20 protein-coding genes and 1 tRNA gene are annotated in these 22,356 nt (G+C 52.3%); 12 read left to right on the top strand and 9 right to left on the bottom strand.

The features are described 5' to 3' along the window. Nucleotides 1-9 precede the first annotated feature (9 nt). Nucleotides 10-1,038 (top strand): EF-P beta-lysylation protein EpmB, encoded by a 1,029-nt coding sequence (gene epmB / locus WG891_RS01840; protein WP_337261565.1) that lies wholly within the window; start codon nucleotides 10-12, stop codon nucleotides 1,036-1,038. 56 nt (nucleotides 1,039-1,094) lie between these two features. Here epmB and WG891_RS01835 read toward each other — a convergent pair whose 3' ends face one another. The 5 genes from WG891_RS01835 to WG891_RS01815 form a co-directional block, all read right to left on the bottom strand. After that, entirely contained in the window at nucleotides 1,095-1,439 is a 345-nt protein-coding gene (locus WG891_RS01835; RefSeq protein ID WP_337261566.1) for a DUF4156 domain-containing protein, read from the bottom strand. Between the two features lie 242 nt (nucleotides 1,440-1,681). After that, complete coding sequence (locus WG891_RS01830) at nucleotides 1,682-3,313, bottom strand: methyl-accepting chemotaxis protein (protein WP_337261567.1); 1,632 nt, start codon at nucleotides 3,311-3,313, stop codon at nucleotides 1,682-1,684. A gap of 207 nt (nucleotides 3,314-3,520) precedes the next feature. Continuing rightward, on the bottom strand, nucleotides 3,521-5,164 hold the full coding sequence (gene groL / locus WG891_RS01825; protein WP_337261568.1) for a chaperonin GroEL: 1,644 nt from the start codon (nucleotides 5,162-5,164) through the stop codon (nucleotides 3,521-3,523). A 44-nt stretch (nucleotides 5,165-5,208) separates the two neighbouring features. Further along, nucleotides 5,209-5,505, bottom strand: coding sequence for a co-chaperone GroES (locus tag WG891_RS01820; protein ID WP_076943083.1), 297 nt, complete (start codon nucleotides 5,503-5,505; stop codon nucleotides 5,209-5,211). Between the two features lie 198 nt (nucleotides 5,506-5,703). Beyond that, entirely contained in the window at nucleotides 5,704-6,195 is a 492-nt protein-coding gene (locus WG891_RS01815; protein WP_337261569.1) for an FxsA family protein, read from the bottom strand. Between the two features lie 348 nt (nucleotides 6,196-6,543). Between WG891_RS01815 and aspA the strand changes: the two genes are divergently transcribed. From aspA to WG891_RS01760, 11 genes are all read left to right on the top strand, one after another. Further along, on the top strand, nucleotides 6,544-7,980 hold the full coding sequence (gene aspA / locus WG891_RS01810; RefSeq protein WP_337261570.1) for an aspartate ammonia-lyase: 1,437 nt from the start codon (nucleotides 6,544-6,546) through the stop codon (nucleotides 7,978-7,980). A gap of 249 nt (nucleotides 7,981-8,229) precedes the next feature. Then, a complete protein-coding gene (locus tag WG891_RS01805; RefSeq protein ID WP_337261571.1) occupies nucleotides 8,230-9,531 on the top strand; it encodes an anaerobic C4-dicarboxylate transporter in 1,302 nt (433 codons plus the stop codon). A gap of 126 nt (nucleotides 9,532-9,657) precedes the next feature. After that, nucleotides 9,658-9,981, top strand: coding sequence for a divalent cation tolerance protein CutA (gene cutA / locus WG891_RS01800; protein ID WP_076943087.1), 324 nt, complete (start codon nucleotides 9,658-9,660; stop codon nucleotides 9,979-9,981). Beyond that, nucleotides 9,957-11,666: a protein-disulfide reductase DsbD gene (locus tag WG891_RS01795; RefSeq protein ID WP_337261572.1), complete on the top strand. Its 1,710-nt coding sequence runs from the start codon at nucleotides 9,957-9,959 to the stop codon at nucleotides 11,664-11,666. Before cutA ends, WG891_RS01795 begins: the two co-directional genes overlap by 25 nt. A gap of 60 nt (nucleotides 11,667-11,726) precedes the next feature. Next, a complete protein-coding gene (locus WG891_RS01790; protein ID WP_337261573.1) occupies nucleotides 11,727-12,302 on the top strand; it encodes a transcriptional regulator in 576 nt (191 codons plus the stop codon). Between the two features lie 142 nt (nucleotides 12,303-12,444). Further along, nucleotides 12,445-12,520, top strand: a tRNA-Phe gene (locus tag WG891_RS01785). A 129-nt stretch (nucleotides 12,521-12,649) separates the two neighbouring features. Continuing rightward, nucleotides 12,650-14,269, top strand: a complete 1,620-nt coding sequence (locus WG891_RS01780; protein ID WP_337261574.1) for a site-specific integrase — start codon at nucleotides 12,650-12,652, stop codon at nucleotides 14,267-14,269. After that, nucleotides 14,269-15,165 carry a hypothetical protein gene (locus WG891_RS01775; RefSeq protein WP_337261575.1) on the top strand — a complete coding sequence of 299 codons (897 nt, stop codon included), beginning with the start codon at nucleotides 14,269-14,271 and terminating at the stop codon, nucleotides 15,163-15,165. Before WG891_RS01780 ends, WG891_RS01775 begins: the two co-directional genes overlap by 1 nt. 335 nt (nucleotides 15,166-15,500) lie before the next feature. After that, nucleotides 15,501-15,956, top strand: a complete 456-nt coding sequence (gene radC / locus WG891_RS01770; RefSeq protein ID WP_337261576.1) for a RadC family protein — start codon at nucleotides 15,501-15,503, stop codon at nucleotides 15,954-15,956. Between the two features lie 289 nt (nucleotides 15,957-16,245). Continuing rightward, entirely contained in the window at nucleotides 16,246-16,809 is a 564-nt protein-coding gene (locus WG891_RS01765; RefSeq protein ID WP_337261577.1) for a recombinase family protein, read from the top strand. Nucleotides 16,810-16,844: 35 nt separating this feature from the next. Then, nucleotides 16,845-18,128, top strand: coding sequence for a lysozyme inhibitor LprI family protein (locus WG891_RS01760; protein WP_337261578.1), 1,284 nt, complete (start codon nucleotides 16,845-16,847; stop codon nucleotides 18,126-18,128). 386 nt (nucleotides 18,129-18,514) lie between these two features. On the opposite strand, the gene tssE is transcribed toward WG891_RS01760, so the two are convergent. The 4 genes from tssE to tssF are packed head-to-tail and all read right to left on the bottom strand — an operon-like array spanning nucleotide 18,515 to nucleotide 22,285. Beyond that, nucleotides 18,515-18,949: a type VI secretion system baseplate subunit TssE gene (tssE, locus tag WG891_RS01755; RefSeq protein WP_076941466.1), complete on the bottom strand. Its 435-nt coding sequence runs from the start codon at nucleotides 18,947-18,949 to the stop codon at nucleotides 18,515-18,517. 3 nt (nucleotides 18,950-18,952) lie between these two features. Beyond that, nucleotides 18,953-19,483: a type VI secretion system lipoprotein TssJ gene (tssJ, locus tag WG891_RS01750; RefSeq protein ID WP_337261579.1), complete on the bottom strand. Its 531-nt coding sequence runs from the start codon at nucleotides 19,481-19,483 to the stop codon at nucleotides 18,953-18,955. Next, nucleotides 19,464-20,558 carry a type VI secretion system baseplate subunit TssG gene (gene tssG, locus WG891_RS01745; RefSeq protein WP_337261580.1) on the bottom strand — a complete coding sequence of 365 codons (1,095 nt, stop codon included), beginning with the start codon at nucleotides 20,556-20,558 and terminating at the stop codon, nucleotides 19,464-19,466. The genes tssJ and tssG overlap by 20 nt, the downstream gene beginning before the upstream one ends. Further along, nucleotides 20,522-22,285 (bottom strand): type VI secretion system baseplate subunit TssF, encoded by a 1,764-nt coding sequence (tssF, locus tag WG891_RS01740; protein WP_337261581.1) that lies wholly within the window; start codon nucleotides 22,283-22,285, stop codon nucleotides 20,522-20,524. The genes tssG and tssF overlap by 37 nt, the downstream gene beginning before the upstream one ends. Nucleotides 22,286-22,356 lie beyond the last annotated feature (71 nt).

The raw sequence follows: 22,356 nt of genomic DNA, 5'->3' as shown, positions 1-22,356 counted from the left end.
AGCCAAAAAATGGCACACATTGTAACCCAAAACGCGGCGGATAGAGAAGATTGGTTGCATCAACTCGCCGATGTTATTACCGATCCCGATGAACTACTGCATCTTTTATCACTGAATACCCACCCGGAACTGCCGCAGGGGAGCGATGCACGCCGTTTGTTTGCCCTGCGCGTGCCGCGCGCCTTTGCCGCGCGCATGCGGCCCGGCGATGCCAATGACCCACTGTTGCGCCAAGTGCTGACCGCCCGCGAAGAGTTTATCACGGCCCCCGGCTTCACCACCGATCCGCTGGATGAACAGCGCAGCGTGGTGCCGGGCCTGTTGCATAAATACCGCAACCGCGCCCTGCTGCTGGTGAAAGGCGGCTGTGCGGTTAATTGCCGCTACTGTTTCCGCCGCCATTTCCCGTATCAGGATAACCAGGGGAACAAGGCAAACTGGCGTCTGGCGCTGGAGTACATCCGCCAGCACCCAGAGCTGGATGAAATCATTTTCTCCGGTGGCGATCCACTGATGGCCAAAGATCACGAACTGGACTGGCTGATCGGGGAACTGGAAAACATCCCGCACCTGAAACGCCTGCGGATTCATACGCGCTTGCCGGTGGTGATCCCTGCCCGTATTACCGCTGAGCTCTGCCAACGGCTGTCGGCATCGCGCCTGCAGGTGCTGATGGTGACGCATATCAACCATGCCAACGAAATCGATCAGGAGCTGCGTGAAAGTATGGCACAGCTTCGCAGCGCAGGCGTTACCCTGCTGAATCAGAGCGTACTGCTGCGCGGCATCAATGACTGTGTCGACACGCTGGCCGCTCTGAGTAACGCGCTATTTGATGCCGGGATCCTGCCCTACTACCTGCACGTGTTGGACCGAGTCCAGGGCGCTGCCCACTTTATGGTTAGCGATGATGAAGCGCGCGTGATTATGAAGGGCCTGTTGAGCAAGGTTTCTGGCTATCTGGTGCCACGCCTGACGCGTGAAGTGGGCGGTGAGCCCAGCAAAACCCCGTTGGATCTGCGCCTAACGCAAGAGTGATCGCTTAGAGGAATGCCTCGGCATTCCTCTCGATTATGCACGACGCCGAGTGCGCATTATGGACACTTATACACCTGGCCGACCATTTTGCTGTCGAGCGGCGCAAGACTTGAGAGCAGGTTCTGGCTTGGGCTGCTCGCCCCATAAATCACGTTACCCCCCATGGCCGCAGCTTTGTTGCGCAGATCGTTGGCGGCACCGCGCATTGAGCTGCCTTCACCGCCGGTACCCGACAGCCAGTTACTTTGCGAACCGGTCACTTCGCCCATCAACTGGCATTCTGCAGCCGGTTTGGTGTCGGTGAATTGGACTTGCTGACCTGCGGCGGTCAGTTCATTGGAGCTGCTGCAACCTGCCAGCAGCAATGCCGCTGATAGACCCAGTAAGGCTTTAATCCGCATCTTGTTCCCCATATGATGTTGAGAATTAAGCAAAAGCTGATCAGTAAGGCTAAGTATACCCGACGGTGGGTATCGTTTTTAAGCATCCGTTGCCACTGATACCTGTTAAGCACCCTAAGCAACAACCGATAAGCCCTCAGTTTACACGCTAAATCAGCCCGGTCTGCAAAAATATCATCCCATACAGTGCGGCAGCGCTCGCAAAATCAAAACTCACATTAAACCGCAGGCCTCAGACAACCTCACACCCAATCGGCCTCCAACGTCCCTTTAGGTTCAGTTGCCCGTACTGGAGTGACCTGCAAGTGGTTCCCCAACAGTTGGAACACCGATACCGCCTGCGCCAGCACCACCGCCTGCTCTTCCACATTGGCCGCCGTCGTCGCCACCTGCTCCACCAGCGCCGCATTCTGCTGCGTCACCTGGTCCATCTGGGTGATGGCTACGCCAACCTGCATCACCCCTTTACTCTGTTCTTCAGAAGCACAGGTGATGTTTTCCATAATGGCTGTGACCTTATCCACCGAGCTGACAATATCCGCCATGGTATGGCCTGCTTTTTCCACCAGTTGCACGCCTTCTGCAACATCATTGGCAACCCCCGTCACCAAAGTGCTGATCTCCTTCGCCGACAAGGCACAGCGCTGTGCCAGATTGCGCACCTCCCCCGCCACCACGGCAAAGCCACGCCCCTGTTCACCGGCGCGTGCTGCTTCTACTGCGGCATTCAACGCCAGAATATTGGTCTGGAAGGCAATGCTGTCGATAACGTTGATGATATCGCCCACTTTCTGTGCGCTATTGCTGATCACGTGCATTTTGCTGACCACACTGCCCATGATTTCGCCCCCGTCACGGGCAACGTTGGCCGTCTGGTTAATCATGCTGGAAGCCTGATTAGCGTTATCCGCGTTCTGCTGCACCGTGGCTGTGATCTGTTCCATGCTGGCGGCGGTTTCAGTCAAAGCACTGGCCTGTTCCTCGGTGCGGCTGGAAAGATCGGTATTCCCCGCAGCGATCTCCTGCGTCCCCAGATTGATGGATTCGACACCATCACGCACCTGTTGGACGGTTTCTGTCAGCTCATGCTGCATTTTTTGCAAGCTGGCAAACAGTTGCCCGATTTCATTGGTATTTTTTACTTCAATCACCTCGCGCAGATCGCCACCGCCGATCTTCTGCAGATGTTCAGAGACCTGCCGGAGTGGCTGCACCAGGCGGCTACGGAAGCTGCGATGTACCCACAGGAACAGCCCGGCAATCGCCACCAGCGTGCCGGCCAATAAGCGGACAAACAACTGCTGGCTCTGCTGCGCACTGCTAAGCGCGGCCCGGTGATTCGCCTGAGTAGCCGCCATGTAGTCGGCGAACTGGCTGTCCAGATTTTGCCGCGCCTGACGTTTCTCGGCGCTTAACTGGTGTAAGGAACCGAGTAACCCGGCCACCGGTGTGGTTTCCAGCAGCGCGATTTCACGCTTTAACATGGTTTGCTGCCCCAGATAGGCTTTCTTCATCGCTTCACCCAGCTCAGGGTTAGCCAGGGTCAACCCAGGAATGGTCCAGAACAGATCAAAAGCACGATCGGCGGTGCTCAGCTCGTTACGCACCTCGGTCAGCCCCTGCTTCATATCAACCTGCTCAGCATTCACCATCAGTTCGAATGCCAGATTGTCGACCAGCGTCTGCGTCTGCAACAGTGCCTTCCAACTGCGGTTGAGGGCGGCCTCTTCTTCTGACAGCGTCCCCATCGTGCGGATATCCTGGCCATTCTGGTTGATAAAGTAGAAAGCGATGGTACTGGTTCCCATCGGCATCAACCCCAATAACACCAGGATCAGCATCAACCAAGTGGCTATTTTCATATTTTTCAGCATGCATCCTCTCCATTAACATCGATCGCAAAAAGAAACCGTCCTTTCATCGGTATGGTTAATATCGGTCTGGCTGAGCAAGTGTTTATGCCGAACAGAAAATAAACTCATCCTGATTAGCTAAATGAGAGGAATTGGGGATGTAGAGGGATAAAAAAACCCCGGCCATCTCTGGCCGGGGTTTTCAGCACACAAAAGTGTGGGGGAGGATTACATCATGCCGCCCATGCCACCCATGCCGCCCATACCTGCAGCGCCCATGTCAGCTTTATCTTCTTTCGGCAGATCGGTCACCATGCACTCGGTGGTGATCATCAGGCCAGCCACAGATGCCGCGTACTGCAGAGCAGAGCGGGTTACTTTGGTTGGATCCAGAATACCCATCGCGATCATGTCGCCGTATTCTTCGGTGTAGGCGTTGTAGCCGTAGCTGCCTTCGCCCGCTTTCACGTTGTTGGCGATTACAGAAGCTTCTTCACCGGCGTTGATCACGATCTGGCGCAGTGGAGACTCCATGGCACGCAGAGCCACTTTGATCCCCACGTTCTGGTCTTCGTTGTCGCCTTTCAGGTTAGCGATTTTACCCGCTACGCGGATCAGCGCTACGCCACCACCGGCAACCACGCCTTCTTCAACCGCAGCACGGGTCGCGTGCAGGGCATCTTCAACGCGGGCTTTCTTCTCTTTCATTTCAACTTCAGTGGCTGCGCCAACTTTGATAACGGCAACGCCGCCAGCCAGTTTAGCAACACGCTCCTGCAGTTTTTCACGATCGTAGTCAGAGGTCGCTTCTTCGATCTGCTGACGGATCTGAGTCACGCGGCCCTGAATGGTCTTCTCGTCACCCACGCCATCGATGATGATGGTGGTGTCTTTGTTGATCACAACGCGTTTTGCCTGGCCCAGATCTTCCAGGGTGGCTTTTTCCAGCTCCAGACCGATTTCTTCAGAGATCACGGTACCGGCAGTCAGGGTAGCGATATCCTGCAGCATGGCTTTACGACGATCGCCGAAGCCAGGTGCCTTAACCGCCGCCACTTTCACGATGCCACGCATGGTGTTGACCACCAGAGTTGCCAGCGCTTCGCCTTCAACGTCTTCAGCGATGATCAGCAGTGGTTTACCGGCTTTAGCAACGGCTTCCAGCACGGGCAGCATTTCACGGATGTTGGAAACTTTTTTGTCAGCCAGCAGGATGAACGGGCTTTCCAGTTCGATAGAACCGGTTTCTGGCTTGTTGATGAAGTAAGGAGACAGGTAGCCACGGTCAAACTGCATACCTTCAACCACGTCCAGCTCGTCTTGCAGGCCAGTGCCTTCTTCAACGGTGATTACGCCTTCTTTGCCCACTTTTTCCATGGCTTCTGCAATCAGTTTACCCACGGTGTCGTCGGAGTTTGCAGAGATGGTGCCTACCTGAGCAATGGCTTTGGAATCAGAGCAAGGTACGGACAGTTTTTTCAGTTCTTCAACCGCAGCGATAACGGCTTTATCGATACCGCGCTTCAGATCCATCGGGTTCATGCCGGCAGCGACGGCTTTCAGGCCTTCGGTGATGATGGATTGAGCCAGTACGGTGGCAGTGGTGGTGCCGTCGCCCGCAGCGTCGTTCGCTTTAGAGGCAACTTCTTTCACCATTTGTGCGCCCATGTTCTCGAATTTGTCTTCCAGTTCGATTTCACGAGCAACAGATACGCCATCTTTAGTGATGGAAGGCGCGCCGAAGGATTTATCCAGCACTACGTTGCGGCCTTTCGGGCCCAGGGTCACTTTTACTGCATCAGCAAGAATATTCACACCGCGGAGCATCTTCACGCGAGCATCATTGCCAAATTTTACGTCTTTAGCTGCCATTGGTATTTCCCTTCAACTCGTTCAGTTCAGAAAGATATAAAGCGTTATTTCGCTTCCACAATTGCCAGAATGTCGCTTTCGGACATGATCAACACTTCTTCATTGTCGATCTTCTCTGCTTTCACGCCGTAACCGTCGTTGAAAATTACGATATCACCTACTTTCACATCCAGCGGCTGAATGCTGCCACTTTCCAGAACACGTCCTTTACCTACTGCTACAACTTCACCACGAGTGGATTTACCCGCTGCAGAGCCAGTCAGAACGATGCCGCCAGCAGATTTTGATTCAACTTCTTTGCGCTTGACGATAACGCGGTCATGCAATGGACGAATACTCATTGAACGCTCTCCTGTAAGAAGGTCTCTATCAGATTTAGGGTTGTTCACCGGTTATCATACCGGCCTCGTGGGATTTGAAATGGGGGCGTTCCATCCCTCTTCAAGGGGCAAGATCAAAAAAATTTTTGTTTTGATGGAGGAGATTGCTGGTGCTGCTAGCAAAAACGCGGCCAAGATGGCCGCGCTTAGGGAATTCACTCAGCGATCGTGAGGTTTGTCGCGATCGTCCGGTTGGTGATCCAGCGTCCGGCGCTCGTCATCTTTACGCTGGAATTCACCGTCAAAGGTGTTGCCATTGGCAGCACCTCCGCCCTGGTTCCACCTTGCGGAACGATAGACAGAAAGATGCGGCATCAGCTTCAACGTCAGGGATTTCTGCACCGGCGGCAGCAACAGCAGCAAGCCGAGGAAATCGGTGAAGAACCCCGGCACCAGCAGCAAAAATCCGGCCAGCACCAGAGAAACGCTTTTCACCATCTCTGCCGCCGGGCTTTCACCCGCTGCCAGCTTTTGCTGCATCTGAATGAAAGTTTTCATTCCCTGATTACGCACCAGAGAAACCCCTACGCAAGAGGTAAACACCACCAGCAGCAGCGTGACGGCCACGCCAAGCACGGAAGCCACTTTGATAAATAACGATATCTCTATGTAGGCAAACAGAAATATCAACAGTAACGGTAACAAGCGCACCGGGTTCTCCTATCAGTAGAGTCGGCATACCCACCCGGTGGTGCATACGCGCAATCATGGAGCCTGCAACAGGCTAACCCTTCTAGAATGGGGCCTGCCGCGCGTTATTTCAACCAGCCAGATTTTTTTTACTAAAGTTATTAAGCGTGAAACAGATCACAGAATGCAAAAGCTCTGGTTTTCTGAAACACCAGATAGTGATCTGCGTTCATTCATTTATTACCAAGCAGCATATGATCTGGGTAGCAACAATCGATGCGGTCAATACTTCCGCACTTGAAGCTCTCGGCAACATAATTTCGTTATCAAGCAAATAATTAATTCGGCAGCAACATAGAGAAGGTTCTCATGTCAAACAACATTCGTATCGAAGAAGACCTGTTAGGAACACGTGAAGTCCCCGCAGAAGCCTACTATGGTGTTCATACTCTGCGTGCGATTGAAAACTTCTACATCAGTAACAGTAAAATCAGCGACGTTCCTGAGTTTGTACGCGGCATGGTAATGGTAAAAAAAGCCGCGGCAATGGCCAATAAAGAGCTGAAAACCATTCCACGCAAAATCGCCGATACCATCATCCAGGCCTGTGATGAAGTGCTGGACAAAGGCAAATGCATGGACCAATTCCCGGTGGATGTGTTTCAGGGCGGTGCTGGCACCTCGCTGAACATGAACACCAACGAAGTGCTGGCGAATATCGGCCTGGAGTTGATGGGCCACCAGAAGGGTGAATATCAATACCTGAACCCGAACGATCACCTCAACAAATGCCAATCCACCAACGATGCCTACCCTACCGGCTTCCGTATTGCGGTATACGCATCCAATCAGAAACTGATCGACGCCATCAACCAACTGCGTGAAGGCTTTGACCGCAAATCTAAAGAGTTCGAAACCATCCTGAAAATGGGCCGTACCCAGTTGCAGGACGCGGTGCCAATGACCTTGGGCCAGGAATTCCGTGCGTTCAGCGTGCTGTTGAATGAAGAAACCCGCAACCTGCACCGCACTGCGGAATTGCTGCTGGAAGTCAACCTGGGTGCTACGGCGATCGGTACTGCGCTGAACACCCCGGAAGGCTACCAGCAACTGGCCGTGCAGAAACTGGCGGAAGTCAGTAACCTGCCGGTGGTTCCTGCCGAAGACCTGATCGAAGCCACCTCCGACTGCGGTGCTTACGTGATGGTGCACAGCGCGCTGAAACGCCTGGCAGTGAAGCTTTCCAAGATCTGTAACGACCTGCGCCTGCTGTCTTCCGGCCCACGCGCTGGCCTGAATGAAATCAACCTGCCAGAACTGCAGGCCGGTTCCTCTATCATGCCAGCCAAAGTGAACCCGGTGATCCCAGAAGTGGTGAATCAGGTTTGCTTTAAGGTGATCGGTAACGATACTTGCGTTACCATGGCGGCCGAAGCGGGCCAGTTGCAGTTGAACGTGATGGAACCGGTGATCGGCCAGGCCATGTTTGAGTCAATCCACATCCTGACCAACGCCTGTTACAACCTGCTGGAAAAATGCATTAACGGTATTACCGCGAATAAAGAAGTGTGTGAGCACTACGTGTTCAACTCTATCGGTATCGTGACCTATCTGAACCCATTCATTGGCCACCATAACGGTGACATTGTCGGCAAGATTTGTGCTGAAACCGGTAAGAGCGTGCGTGAAGTGGTGCTGGAGCGCGGGCTACTGACCGAAGCTGAGCTGGATGATATTTTCTCTGTGCAGAACCTGATGCACCCAGCCTATAAAGCGAAACGTTATACAGATGAAAATGAACAATAATAGATACATCCGGTAGCCTGAAAGGCACGCTAATCCTTTGGATAGCGTGCCTTTTTTCTTTCCGGCTTCCACAAATTATTAACTTTCTGTTTTCATATACCCAAAGTATTTGGTGTTGCAGGTAGGCGGCAACTGAATGAATCCCCAGGAGCTTACATAAGTAAGTGACTGGGGTGAGAGAAGGCAGCCAACACCCCTGCGACTTCAAATACGAAGGGAATAAATTCTTCACTTTAAGGGGTAAACACTATGTTAGTCGTGGAGTTAGTGATCGTTCTGCTGGCCATCTTCCTGGGAGCCAGGCTAGGCGGCATCGGCATCGGCTTTGCAGGGGGCCTTGGGGTGCTGGTGCTGGCGATGATTGGCGTCAAACCAGGCAGCATTCCTTTCGACGTTATTTCAATCATCATGGCGGTGATCGCCGCTATCGCCGCCATGCAGGTGGCTGGCGGGATGGATTATCTGGTGCAGCAAACCGAAAAACTGCTGCGCAAGAACCCAAAATACATCACCATTCTGGCACCGATCGTCACCTATTTTCTGACCATCTTTGCCGGCACCGGTAATATCTCCCTCTCCGCACTGCCGGTGATTGCCGAAGTGGCCAAAGAGCAGGGCATCAAGCCTTGCCGCCCACTGTCTACCGCCGTGGTTTCCGCGCAGATCGCCATTACCGCCTCGCCTATCTCCGCCGCAGTGGTTTACATGTCTTCGGTGATGGAAGGCCACGGCGTGAGCTATCTGCACATGTTGATGGTGGTCATTCCTTCCACCTTCCTCGCGGTGCTGCTGATGTCACTGCTGGTTACCTGGCTGTTTGACTCCAAGCTGTCTGACGATCCGGTCTATCAAAAACGCTTCGAAGAAGGCCTAATCACCCTGCGCGGTGACCAGGTTATGGAGATCAAACCACGGGCCAAAATGTCGGTACTGCTGTTCCTGGCGGGCGTACTGTGCGTGGTGGCTTATGCCATCATCAACAGCCCAAGCATGGGCCTGGTGGCAACACCGCTGATGAACACCACTAACGCCATTCTGATCATCATGCTGAGCGTGGCCACCCTGACCACCATTCTGTGCCGCGTCGACACCGATCTGGTGCTGAATTCCAGCACCTTCAAAGCCGGGATGAGCGCCTGTATCTGTATTCTGGGCGTCGCCTGGCTGGGTGATACCTTCGTGCAGGCCAACCTCGACTGGATCAAAGAGACTGCGGGTACCGTCATCCAGTCACACCCTTGGCTGCTGGCAGTGATCTTCTTCTTCTGCTCTGCGCTGCTGTACTCTCAGGCGGCAACCGCCAAGGCGCTGATGCCAATGGCGCTGGCGCTGAACGTCACGCCGCTGACCGCCATCGCCTCCTTCGCTGCCGTTTCCGGCCTGTTTATTCTGCCAACCTACCCAACGCTGGTGGCTGCAGTACAGATGGACGATACCGGCACTACGCGCATCGGGCGCTTTGTGTTTAACCATCCGTTCTTCATTCCCGGCACCCTAGGCGTGGTGTTCGCGGTGGTGTTCGGCTTCCTGATTGGCAGCGTTATTCTGTAATCCTCAGGCGGGGCTGCGGCCCCGCTTCTCCCCACTCATTTCCCCGTTGGTGATAAACTCGCCTTCTAGCCAGGCTGGCTTCAGGGTATAGTGCCCTGTTGATAATCTGGTTGAGAGGGGCTGAAGATGTCCGATTGCGAAGCTATCGTCATACTCTGTACCACACCCGATGAAGCGACCGCGCAAGACCTGGCGGCACGCGTGCTGGGGGAGAAACTGGCGGCCTGTGCCACGCTGCTGCCCGGCGCATCCTCGCTATACTACTGGGAAGGGAAACTGGAACAGGAATATGAGGTACAGATGCTGTTCAAAAGCGATCGTCAGCATCAGCAAGCCTTGCTCGCCTACCTGAAACAACATCACCCGTATCAAACGCCCGAGTTGTTGGTGTTGCCGGTGATGGCTGGAGATAAAGATTACCTGTCATGGATCAACGCCTCATTAAGCTGATATTGCTGCTCTGCAGCCTGTTTTTCCTGCCGCAACCAGTTCAGGCCTCGCTGTTCGGCCAAAGCGGCGGTAACCCGTTCGTGCCTGTCGATCAGGCGTTCACCTTCGATTTTAAACAGCAAGACGACCAGTTGACCCTGAACTGGCAGATCCGGCCAGGTTATTACCTGTATCGCCAGCAAATCAAACTGGTTCCGCAACAGGCAACGCTCGGCCAGTTTGAGCTGCCTGCCGGGTTGGCGCACAAAGACGAGTTCTTTGGCGAGACGGCGATTTTCAAGCAGCAACTGACGCTGAATATCCCACTGCTGCAGGCAGACGCCAGCGGGAGCCTGAGCGTGACGTATCAAGGCTGTGCCGCTGCCGGTTTCTGTTACCCGCCAGAAACCCGCGTGATCCCACTCAGCGCCGTGGCTGCGGCCACGCAAGCCGCCACTCCGGCCGAAACGGTGCCAGCCAGCCTGCCGTTCTCACCGTTGTGGGCCTTGCTGCTGGGGATCGGCATTGCTTTCACCCCTTGCGTATTGCCGATGTATCCGCTGATTTCAGGCATCATTCTCGGCCGTGAACGGCCACATCGCAGCGGGCGGATCCTGGTGCTGGCGGTGGTGTATGTGCAGGGAATGGCGCTCACCTATACCTTGCTTGGCCTGGTGGTGGCCGCCGCCGGGCTGCAGTTCCAGGCCGCGCTGCAACACCCTTACGTGCTGATCGGGCTGTCGTTACTGTTTGTTGCCCTGGCTTTCTCCATGTTCGGCTGCTATTCCCTGCAACTGCCCTCCTCGCTGCAAACGCGGCTGGCAAACTGGAGCAACACCCAGCAAGGCGGATCGCTGGCAGGCGTGTTCGCGATGGGCGCATTGGCCGGGCTGATCTGTTCCCCCTGCACCACCGCCCCGCTCAGCGCGATCCTGCTGTACATCGCCCAAAGCGGCAATATGTGGGCCGGTGGCGGCACGCTATATCTTTATGCTTTGGGCATGGGCCTGCCGTTGGTGCTCGTCACGCTGTTCGGTAACCGTCTATTGCCACGCAGCGGCCCCTGGATGCAATACGTCAAAGAGGCCTTTGGCTTTGTGATCCTGGCCCTGCCGGTGTTCCTGCTTGAACGGGTGGTGGGTGATGTTTGGGGGCTACGCCTGTGGAGCCTGCTCGGCGTCGCGTTCTTTGGCTGGGCGTTCGTGCTGAGCCTGAAGTCGTCCCGCGGTTGGGCACGCATCATGCAGCTAGTGTTACTGGTTGTGCTGGTGATCGCCGCTCGTCCATTGCAGGACTGGGCATTTGGCAGTTCCACCGCCGCGCAGCAGGCCGATCGGCCACACCAGATCTTCACCCGTATCAATAATGTTGAGCAACTTAACCTGGCGCTGCGGCAAGCACAGGGAAAACCCGTTATGCTGGATCTGTATGCAGACTGGTGCGTTGCCTGCAAAGAGTTTGAAAAATACACCTTCAACGATCCCACGGTGCAATCGCAATTGGCCAGCATGGTGCTGTTACAGGCCGACGTGACCGCCAATAATGCCGAGCAGGTGGCGTTACTCAAACATTTACAGGTTCTGGGCCTGCCCACCATCCTGTTTTTTAGCCAGACAGGTGAGGAGCTACCGGCTGCCCGCGTGACCGGTTTTATGAATGCATCGGCGTTCAGCGCACACTTGCGGCAGATCGTGAGCCAACCGTAATTGCTGTCGCGCAGACGACGGATATATTCAGGTTAAGAACATTTTTGGGAGGGAGCATAGATGCAACGTGAACAGGTTCTCGATACCGCGCTGGAGCTGTTGGAAAAGCAAGGCCTGGCGACCACCACCTTGGAAATGCTGACAGAGAAGTTAGGTGTACAACTCAGCGATATGAAACCGTTCTGGCCGGATCGTGAAGCGCTGCTGTATGACTGCCTGCGTTATCACAGCCAACAGATAGATACCTGGCGCCGCCAGTTGCTGCTTGATGAAACACGCAGCCCACAGCAAAAGCTGTTGGCGCGCTATGACGTGCTGGCCGAGCATGTACGCAATGAACGCTACCCGGGCTGTTTGTTTATTGCTGCCTGCAGTTTCTTTCCGGCCCCTGACCACCCGATTCACCAATTGGCAGAACAACAGAAACAGACCTCGCTGGATTTCACCCGCGACCTGCTGCGCGAAATGGAAACGGACGACGCTGATGCCGTGGCACAGCAGATGGAGCTGGTGCAGGAAGGCTGTTTAAGCAAGCTGCTGATAAAAAGGCAGTTACAGGATGTCTCCGTTGCCAAGCGGTTAGCAGAAGATATTTTGAAAATTGCTCAGTGCCGCAAGTATGGCGCACTGAGTTAAGGCAGTGGCATGCGCCTGTTTTGATCGCAGAGGCTGAATTCCACACGTTTTGACTGAAAAGCCAGCAATTAACGCTGTTTTCGTATTTTTTGCCACAAAGCCGTTGACGCCGCACGGCCAATACGGTTTAATGCGCCCCGTTGCCCGGATAGCTCAGTCGGTAGAGCAGGGGATTGAAAATCCCCGTGTCCTTGGTTCGATTCCGAGTCCGGGCACCATCATTTCGAACCCTCGCTTATGCGGGGGTTTTTGCTTTATAGCTCAATAACTTGTTGGTTTATCAGTGATTATCCCTTTTCTCCCGCTACCGGCCCCGCTTCCCGGTGGTACAGAATGGTGGTACATTCATGAGCACTATGATACAGCCAACCAAGAACAAACACGGAGTGTACATCCTCCGTATGGCGGTTCCGTCTGAGCTACGAATAACACTCGGTAAGAGTGAGATTAAGCGTTCCCTCAAAACCAAAGAGCTTGCAGCAGCCAAAATCAATGCACCCGCTGTAATGGCTGAAATGCAGGCGATACTTCAGCAAGCCCGTAGAACCATTCTGGCAGAGCAATCCATTACTAGTGATGATATCGAATTAGTTGCATCGGTCTGGTCAACTAAAATCCTCCCACAGGCCGACCTAATCGAAGAACGTTATCTGTATCTCTACCCTTACGGCCTTGACCTAAACCCAGAAAGTACACAAATCAAGCGTTATCTTAACGAACGTGAACAGCACTCCAAGCAATGGCAAGACAAGTGGAATCTGGACCTCATGCAACTTGTTCAAAGAGAGATAGCTGAAGCCCTTGAGTGGACCCCGATTGAACTTACCCATGGATGGCGTAACGAACTGGCATGGCGGCTTGCTGATAGGCGTAATCAGGCTGCCGAAATGCTCATACTGAATATTTTACCTAAATATTCGACTACTGTTAAGCAACCAGTACAGCCTTCCAGTATCACTTTTTCCGATCTTTTCATTAAATATCAAGATCATGTTCGTTATGCAGAGCCAGCACGAGCAGAGAAACGCATTACCGAATACTCGACAGCAGCCAGTCGTTTCATTGAGTTCATCGGAGCCAAACCGATAGACACCATTACCGTAAAAGATATGGCTGACTTTCGTATTTTGATGGAACAACAGCCCTTTCGCCCGAGTAAAGATATAAAACAGCGTCCCCTTACAGAGCAGGCAAAAGTTGAAGGGAAGAAAATTAGCCCGGAGAGGGTTCGAAACCTGCTGATGGCACTGTCAGCAATATTCACCATCGCAGTCGAAAATCAGTGGATTACCAGTAATCCCGTTCGTGAGTTACCAAAGCGTAAAAGGCAGCGAACAAACAGTGATGATAAACCTTTTACCAAGTCGGAAATCAGCCAGATATTTAGTACCCCTCTCTTCCAAGGGGAAGCATCACCGCATGGCGCGATGGCCTACTGGATACCAATAATTCTCTACTACACCGGTGCCCGTGTTGAAGAGATCGCCCAGCTTTATAAAAAAAATATCGTGATAGAAAATGGCTTGCACTGCCTAAAAATTCAGATGAAAGATGACCAATCAGTTAAAAATGGTCTGTCCCGCTTAGTTCCACTATGCGATCATTTAATCGAACTAGGCTTTCTGGATTATGCCAACAGCCGCGAGCACCAGCTTTTTACCGAAGAAAAGAACCCCGCTGGAAAATACTCTTACAACTTCCTCCGCTGGTTTGGTCATTACATCCGTAAACACGGTGTAACACGCAAAGAAATTAGTCCTACACACAGCTTCAGACATACCTTCGCCAGCTACTGCCGTGATAATGGCACCAGAGAAGATATGCAGAACAGCATTCTAGGGCATTCCCTGACAAGCGTCAGCCGCAGTTATGGAATCTACAGCGTTGAGAGCAAGAAAACCGAGATCGAGAAAATCCCACGGTTAGACCTGCAACGGCTAGACATCTGGACTCGGAGGGCTAACTGATGGCTAGGGATCAACTCAATCTTGAACACGCCTTTAGAGATGGAAAGATCAGCATCCGCTGGCTATATGGGTGTATACCGGGAAGGACCCACCGCCCTCAACAATGGTTCGACAGGTTGCTGAAACAGGCACAAAGTGCTCCTGAAGAAGTGAAAACGCTGTGTAGGCCCAAGTTTTTTGAGAGTATGAGGGCATTCGACGGGAAACTAACACCAGCCGAAGCACTAACACTACTGACATTCAATGCTAATCACGCAAGATATACACAATTAATCAATGAGATAGAGAGAGTCACTGGCGTTAAGCTACCGATAGAGCCACACAAATCAAAGTTTGAGGCAATATTTGGTTTACGACTTGAAGAACTGCTTCAGGAACTCTATAGCACTAGTGGGTATGAATTGCGTGAACAGAAAAAGATAGGACCATACTATGTTGATTTTTATGTGGAAATACATATTGATGGGACACCTAAGTATGTCATTGAGTTTGATGAAGAGGCTCACGACAAGAAAAAGCATTATTTGGCTAATGACCCGATCAGAAACCGATGGTTTAGAGATAAACGCCCCGATATCACCTTCATTCGGGTGAAGCACGCAGAGTCTGAAACATGGTTAGATACTGTTAGCCGGACTGGAGCATTTATCAGCATGGAGAAATTCTACGCCCATTGCATTCTGTCCGCCGCTGAGTGTCCAAAGAACCAAAAGCTGAGGATTACCAGCCAGTCAGCCCAAGCTGCTTATGACATAGAACAAAACCCATACGCTTTTCTTCTGAACGACCCTAAACATAGGCTTAAGGAGCTAAGGAACATATTGAAACGACTTAACGTTCCCTATGATGGAGTGCGAGTGATAAACCTGAGTAAAGCCACTCTCAGGCGGCGATAACGTCTCCGCGTTGGCTGGGGGAACTGGCGTAGGCCCGTTTTCCCTATTACTTAGCGACTTTTAGCCAATCCCAACGTTTCTACACAAATAATATCTGGAACAACACCCTTATATATAGAGCGGGGGGGTATACATACTATACTACCCCCTTTCCTTACTCTTCATAGTAACTTATAGGTAATAACCATGATGGCTTCAACCAAATTGACGATCAGCAAGCCTTCGAAAAATTGCACGCTGCTGCCAGTATTCCATCATGGAAAAATAGCGCCATCTCAATAAAAATAAAGCCCACAGGTATAAGAATCGTGCATACAACCCATAGGAGCATTGCAATGTACGATTCAATCAGACTCAAAGAAGAGAAAATTATCCAAAAAGCACAGGAAATTGTAGCTAACAGGCTCTATCGTCCTGAAAAACTATCAACTCTGCAAGCTGTCCGTGAGTATCTATCTCTAAAGCTGGCATTACGAGAACAAGAGACATTCGCCGCTGTGTTTCTTGATAGCCAGTTGCAGGTTATCAGCTACGAAGAACTGTTCCACGGCACCATCAACGAAACCAGTGTGTACCCCCGAGAGATAGCCAAAGCGGCCCTGAAGCATAACGCTGCAAAGGTCATTCTGAGCCACAACCACCCCTCAGGCGTTCCTGAACCATCACTGGCAGACAGGAACGTCACAGAACGCTCTGTAAAGGCTCTGGAGCTGCTCGACATCCAAGTGCTAGACCACCTCGTCATCGGCGGGAACTCGTCTGTATCGTTCGCTGAGAGAGGCTGGCTATGATCTGGGGTATCATCCTCGAAGCACTGCTGGCGGCTCTAACCGCTTTTGCCACCGTCATAGTGCAGGCAATGGTAGCTCGTTACTCACCACAGGCGGATTATTAAGCCACTTCATCGACCGCCACCAGCGGTATTCTCACCAGATTGCCCCCTACCATCAAGCGTGCCCTAAACGACTGCCAGAACAACCACGGTCGAATGCCTATCTTACCCCTGCCACAGGGTCGATTAAGTATTTCGGCAGGCTTCTGCAGCCTAGCACGCCCTATTGGTAGGGGTAAGGAAAACATATGGCCATTGTTGGATATGCCCGTGTATCAACTACCGGGCAAAGCCTTGATGCTCAACTGGTAGCACTCAAGGACTGTGACAAGATTTTTCAGGAAAAGATCAGCGGGGCCAAGGATTGCCGCTCAGAACTTCAGGCATTGCTGGAGTTCGTTCGTGAAGGCGACACGGTTCAAGTCACCAAATTAGACCGCTTAGCTCGTAATACCCGCCATCTTCTGGAAATATCGGAATACTTGCAGCAAAAAGATGTAACCCTGCAAATCCTGAATATTGGGATAGACACAGGAACCGCAACCGGCAAGCTCATGCTCACCATGATTGGTGCCATAGCGACGTTCGAACGTGAATTAATGCTGGAACGGCAGGCTGAAGGTATTGCATTAGCCAAACTCAAGGGGAAATACAAGGGCCGAAAGGCAACAGCACAGGAGAAATCACAGGAGGTTATTCAATTATTGGAGCAAGGATTAACTAAACCACAAATATCCCGCCAGCTTGGTATCGGGATAACAAGTATTTACCGTATTGTTAGATATAAAAACGCAGAGATTAACAAATACTGAGGTTGGCGACCATTGCCATCCATGAGGAAATTAATATGCTATCAAGGACACATTTAGCTTTACTACTTCTCCTAAGCTTTAATATAAATGCAGCGAGTTTTGATTGCTCCAGAGCCGCTTATGACATAGAAAGACTTATTTGCTCCACTCCGGCAACTCAAAAAGCGGATAGTGATCTCGACAAGGTTTATAAAAATGCCCTCAAGCTCAAAGGCGATGAAATCAAACAGAATCAAAGGGAATGGATAAAACAAAGGAATGAAATACGTAATGCCAAGGAGTTATTAGATAGTTATAATAGTCGCATTGACTACCTAAACAAAATCATACAAGGTATTCCTGCTGATCCTATGGCACAATCAACACCAACGTCAAAAATGAAAAAAAGGAATGAATTCATTGAATTATACAATCAGTTCATGGATGACCCAGAAGACACCATCGATAATTGTGTAGTCGATGGATGCAAAGTAACAATAAATAGAATATCGGATTTCATGAAACATTATCATGATAAATATTATGAGTCATCCCCTGACTATTTTGAAAAGCTTGAAATTAAGAAAGGAGAGTTATCCAAGCGAATAGAAAATCTGATATCAATAAAGAATGACCAAGATAGAATCAAGTCAATAAGAGTTAAATGCCGCAATAAAATCAATGAGTTAATAAAAGAAGATGAAAGCACAGTATTATTCTGCTCACAAGATCTATTAGATAACTTTGAAGAAGGCAAGGCTATAGAACTCTACCAATCATATTCAAAAAACAGGAAGCCATCTGATACCTTCCAAAGTAAGTTTACTGATTACTATAACAATATGATTAAATTTTCTTTAAAGCGATTGGACTACGCTATTAGTGAGGATGACAAAAAACTGTCTGCAATCAAAAATTTCTTCCCACAAAAAAGAGAGTTCTACATTACGGATAAGACTAAAGATGGTTATCAGGGAGTTATGTTTAACAATGAGACCGCAAGGAGTTCTTGCTTCTTATTAACCGGTTATCCATTCAATATTGAAAAGAAAGGAAGATATTCAATTAGGGCATACATCCTACAAGAAACTATAGAGTATATAAATAGACAGGGTGATATTGAAAAGTGCAACCTATCAGTATTTTCCCCAAATACACCAGAGTATGATGAGGACTTCAAAAAGACTGATATTTATAAGGAGTATGAAGACATACAAAAAGTTATATCATCAAAAAGCGACATTTATAGTAAAGCAAGCACTGCTATAAACGAGAGGTCTCTAGATAAATCCCGGACTGCATACCAGGAGATACAAAAATGGATTCAGACAGAAAAGTAGCAACGTTGATTCTATCTGTTGCTGATAGTACAAAACAGTGGTACATTCCGTTCTTGAAGCGACCATACAACTGATTAACTATCAGCAAGTTATCGAAAGTGGTACCGTGTCCTTGGTTCGATTCCGAGTCCGGGCACCACTCATTTATAAACGGACGCCCACGGGCGTCCGTTTTGCGTTGTGTATCCCGTTGATTCCTCTAACCGCTATCCTCCGAACTCAACCCGCTGTTACCCATATCAAACCCTGTCGTAAGTTCATGTGGTTCGGTAATTGCTATAGTGTTTATCGAGGCGAAAGTGCGACGAAAACCAGACTGGAAGTGAAGTCATAGCAGCTTTCCCCGCAGTTTATCAGTGTGCCATATTAAAGTACTGAGAGGACGTTCAGACATAGTTCTGCTGTTTCAGATGGCGGACCAGGATTTTACCTTCTGGCGTAAAGGTGGTGCCGAATGACACCCGCCCTACCCCTTTCAGTTCGGCTTCCAGCGCATACTCCAGTTCCCCTGGCATCCTCTGCGGCAGCAGCGCAATACTGACACCCGCAATACGCGGCTCATATTTCATCAGCACGTGCTGCAAGGTCGCCATCAGGCTATGGGCCGAACCGGGCATCCCTTGCAGGATTTCACTCATGTCCGGCAACCCATAATCCGGCAGGTGGGCCAATTGGCCCGCCCGGCTGTTGAGGATGCGTTGCAAATTATCCAGCACCGACAAAATGCGTTGGTCATCCTCGTTAACCTGCTGCAATGGCAATCCACCGCTAAAGTTCTGCGTCAATATCTCATACAGCGAGGGGGTTTTGGGATGAGGCATACGTCAGTCCTTTTTAACCGGTTGCAACACCAGGCGGTTATTATTCAGCTCAATCTTGCGCGGTTTATCCGGGTCAAGCTCATCACGCTTCATCACCACACGCCAGGTGTTCTGTTCAATCTCCGGGGCCAGGAACAACGCCACTACCGCCACATACTGTGCCTCTTTTTCCATTGGCATCTCCAGCGAGTAAGCCCCTTCCGGTGGCAGGCGTATGTCACGCGTAGCCAACAGGTCGGCCTTGATTTCCTGACTGTCGGCGGCCGACAACGCACGGTAATCCGCCGTATCAAACGCCTTGCGGTCTTTGAGCTGATAGACACGCACCACGGTAGAAAGCGGCACACCGTTCGGGTTGTTATTACTGGCGCTGCGTGCCGTAAAATCCAGGTATAACGTGTTGACCTGCTTGTAGAAAATCGCTTTGGTGGCTGACACCGTGCCATCGGTCACGGACTGTGTCAGGCCACATCCTGCCAACATGCCGCTCAGGGCAATCAGCGGCAGGAAAAGTTTAAAACGAGTAATTGCCATTGGCAGCCTCTCGATGTTGTGGATTAGCGGTTAAACCTTGATAACGGCCCAGGCTGACGGTCACCGTCTGCGGGGTGCGCGCGGAAGCCGCCAGCGGAATGCCGGGCAGCACGGCAGTGCGCCCCAGTTGCACCGTGCCCGCCTCAGGGGAACTGCGCAACTGCGCGACGGGCAACAGGTGCCGCGGTAACGTCAGTTGCAGCCGGGCATGGCAACGCGCGCCCAGATACACGTGCAGCAGAGTAAGCAGGTCGCTGTGCAGTTGCCCCCCCGGTAACCAGCCTTGCGCTTCCTGCGGATCTTCGGTGGTCAACGTCAGCAACACCTGGCTGTTGACGTCCACGCTCTGGCTGCCCAATACCGGGCGCCGTTGCAGGCTGACCGGGTGCTGGCTGCTGAGCGTCACTGGGCTGGCCAGGTTAATCGTCAACTTGTCGTGCGGCGTCACTTTGGCCTGGGTGCGCGGGGCCAACAGGCTGACCAGCGTCATAATGCCTTCGGCGGTACGGGTCGGCAAACGCAGCGTGCCGAGCAGCGCCAGAAAGCGCGACGCTGGGGCACCAATCTGCTTTTCCGTGCCTGGAATACCCAGGCCCACCAGCCCCAGCAGATACTGCGAGGTCTCATCCGTTCCCCCCGGCTGAAAGGTGGCCGGGTAGGAGTATTTACGCCAGATGCGGTAAAACTGAGTGGTCAGGCGGTGGTTGAAGATGTCCAGAAAGTCGGTAACCGCCTCGGTTCCTTCACGCTGCTGAGCAATATCATCGATATAGCGCGTCGGTAACGGCGATTCCACGCCGTAGAGCCCGAGAAAGGTAGTACGCACCGTAGGCGGCCGCTCCGGGTGTTCGCTGTCGGTTTCCAGCGCCTTCAGTTCGCTGACCGGGAACCCCATCCCCGGATTGGGCCGAAAACGCACCGCCTCATGCAGCAGATGATGATTGCGGCCCAGGCCCGGCGAACCGGGCGTCGCCTGCTCGACCAACTGACAGAAGCGATAGAAATTGATTTTAGAGATATGAGGCGCCAGTTGCGCTATCAGCCGGGGATGCGCTGGCTGTGATTTTCGTTCCATCGTAAGCATTTTCCACTGGGCTGAAGAATAAGGGTCAACTGATTAAACAGGTGAATATCGGCGTACAGGGCAAAGAAGCGGTTAAGCATTTCGCCAAACAGATTGATATCCCCTTCACCGCTGAAGCCGTCGCTGTTGAGCGTCACCTCAATATCCGTACCACGCAGTAAAAAGCCCTGTTCAAAGCGCTGTATCAGATGCTGTTTCACCTCCACAATCGCTTCCAGCTTGCGGCGGGTCATCTCGTTATCCAGCCAGTCATACAACGCAAGCGTACCGCGCAGCACTTCGGCACTGGCCATCATGCTGAGGAAGTTCGACCCCAGGTGGCTCATCACTCGCCAGTGAAAGCGGTCTTCGGCTGGCGGATAGCATGGCAACGTCGGCGGACACAGGTTCTGCACGCGCAGCGGGATTTGCAGCGACTGCTCGCAACGGTTGATCAGCGTGCTGCGCAGCGCCTTGCGCGGCAATTGGCCGTTGGTGCCGGTAATTTGCAACGAGACAGTTTCACGCTCAAACAGCCTGTCCTCTTCCCAAGAGTGACCGCCTAAAATCAGCCAGGTGTCATGCAGCCCGGACGGCCCACGTTTCACCCGCGTGTGGTAATAACGCTCGGGGGCGGTGTGCCGCAGCATGCCCCCACGATGGCGGAAGCTGGTGAAGGGCACATACTGGGTTTCTTCAAGGCGCTGTAATCCACTGACCCCGTCCACCGAATAAATCTCGGTGTAACCATCCTGCAAGCGGCGTGGGCGCAGCAGATATTCGCTCTCCAGTCCGCTGATAATCAACGGATCGGCTTCGATGGTAAACAGGTTAATCACCGGCACACAGTGCAGACGCAGGTTACTGGCCGACACCGGCAGTTCGTGGTTCCACAACGTCCCTAACACCACCTCCAGCTCAAACCAGCTGGCGCGCGGCGGCAACACCATGTTCTCCAGCCCGTGCAGATGCACAAACATGAACTTTTCGCGGAAGGTGAAATACTCCAGCAACAGTTGGTAACCGCTGAAGGCGCTGTCGCCTTTCGGCCACAGGCGATCCTCATCAGCAAAGCCGCCGGGGGAAAAATACCCGTTCAACGGCTGGCGATCTGCCGCCCCCGGCACCCGCAGGTAGAGTGCGGCCTGCTGTTTGGTCAGAGCCAGGTGCAACGCGGCACTGACCGGTGCATCAGCATTGAGATACAGGCTCAGGCGGCTCAGATCCATCTGCCCCACATCCACCAGTTCGCTGACGCGAAAACGCAGCCGCAGCACCGAACGGCCATCCAGTTCGGTGGCCATCTGCGCCGTTTCAAGCGCAATCGGGTTCAGGCGCATCTCTTGCGTAGTGCGATAGCGGCAGACGGTATTTTTCGGGCCCACCGGCTGGGAGAGCACCTCAAACCCCTGCGGCACCTTTTCCTGCATCTTCATCTGGCTGACGTCTGGGGCCAGTTCAACCACCGACAGCGACGGGATGGTGCGCAGATAGTGCGGCCACAACAGGCTGACCAATCCTTCGGTAAACTCTGGCAGGTCATCATCCAGCTTTTCACGCAGCCGCCCCATCGAGAAGGCAAACCCTTCAAACAGGCGCTCTACGTAGGGATCGATATCCCCCACCCGATCCAGGCTGAGTTGGGCGGCACGATCTGGGTGCGCATCGGCAAACTCGCGGGCCGCCTCTTTTAAATAGCGCATTTCGGCTTCGAAATAGCGTAGGGTTAAATCTTCCATGTCGGGTACTCGTTTGACGTAAGAGAAGAAACAAACAGACTCGCGAACCAATCAGCGATGCCTTGCTGCGC

The organism is Serratia sp. MMO-28 (assembly GCF_037199905.1).
GTDB classification, from domain to species: domain Bacteria; phylum Pseudomonadota; class Gammaproteobacteria; order Enterobacterales; family Enterobacteriaceae; genus Chania; species Chania oryzae.
This window is presented reverse-complemented; position numbering and strand designations above follow the sequence as displayed.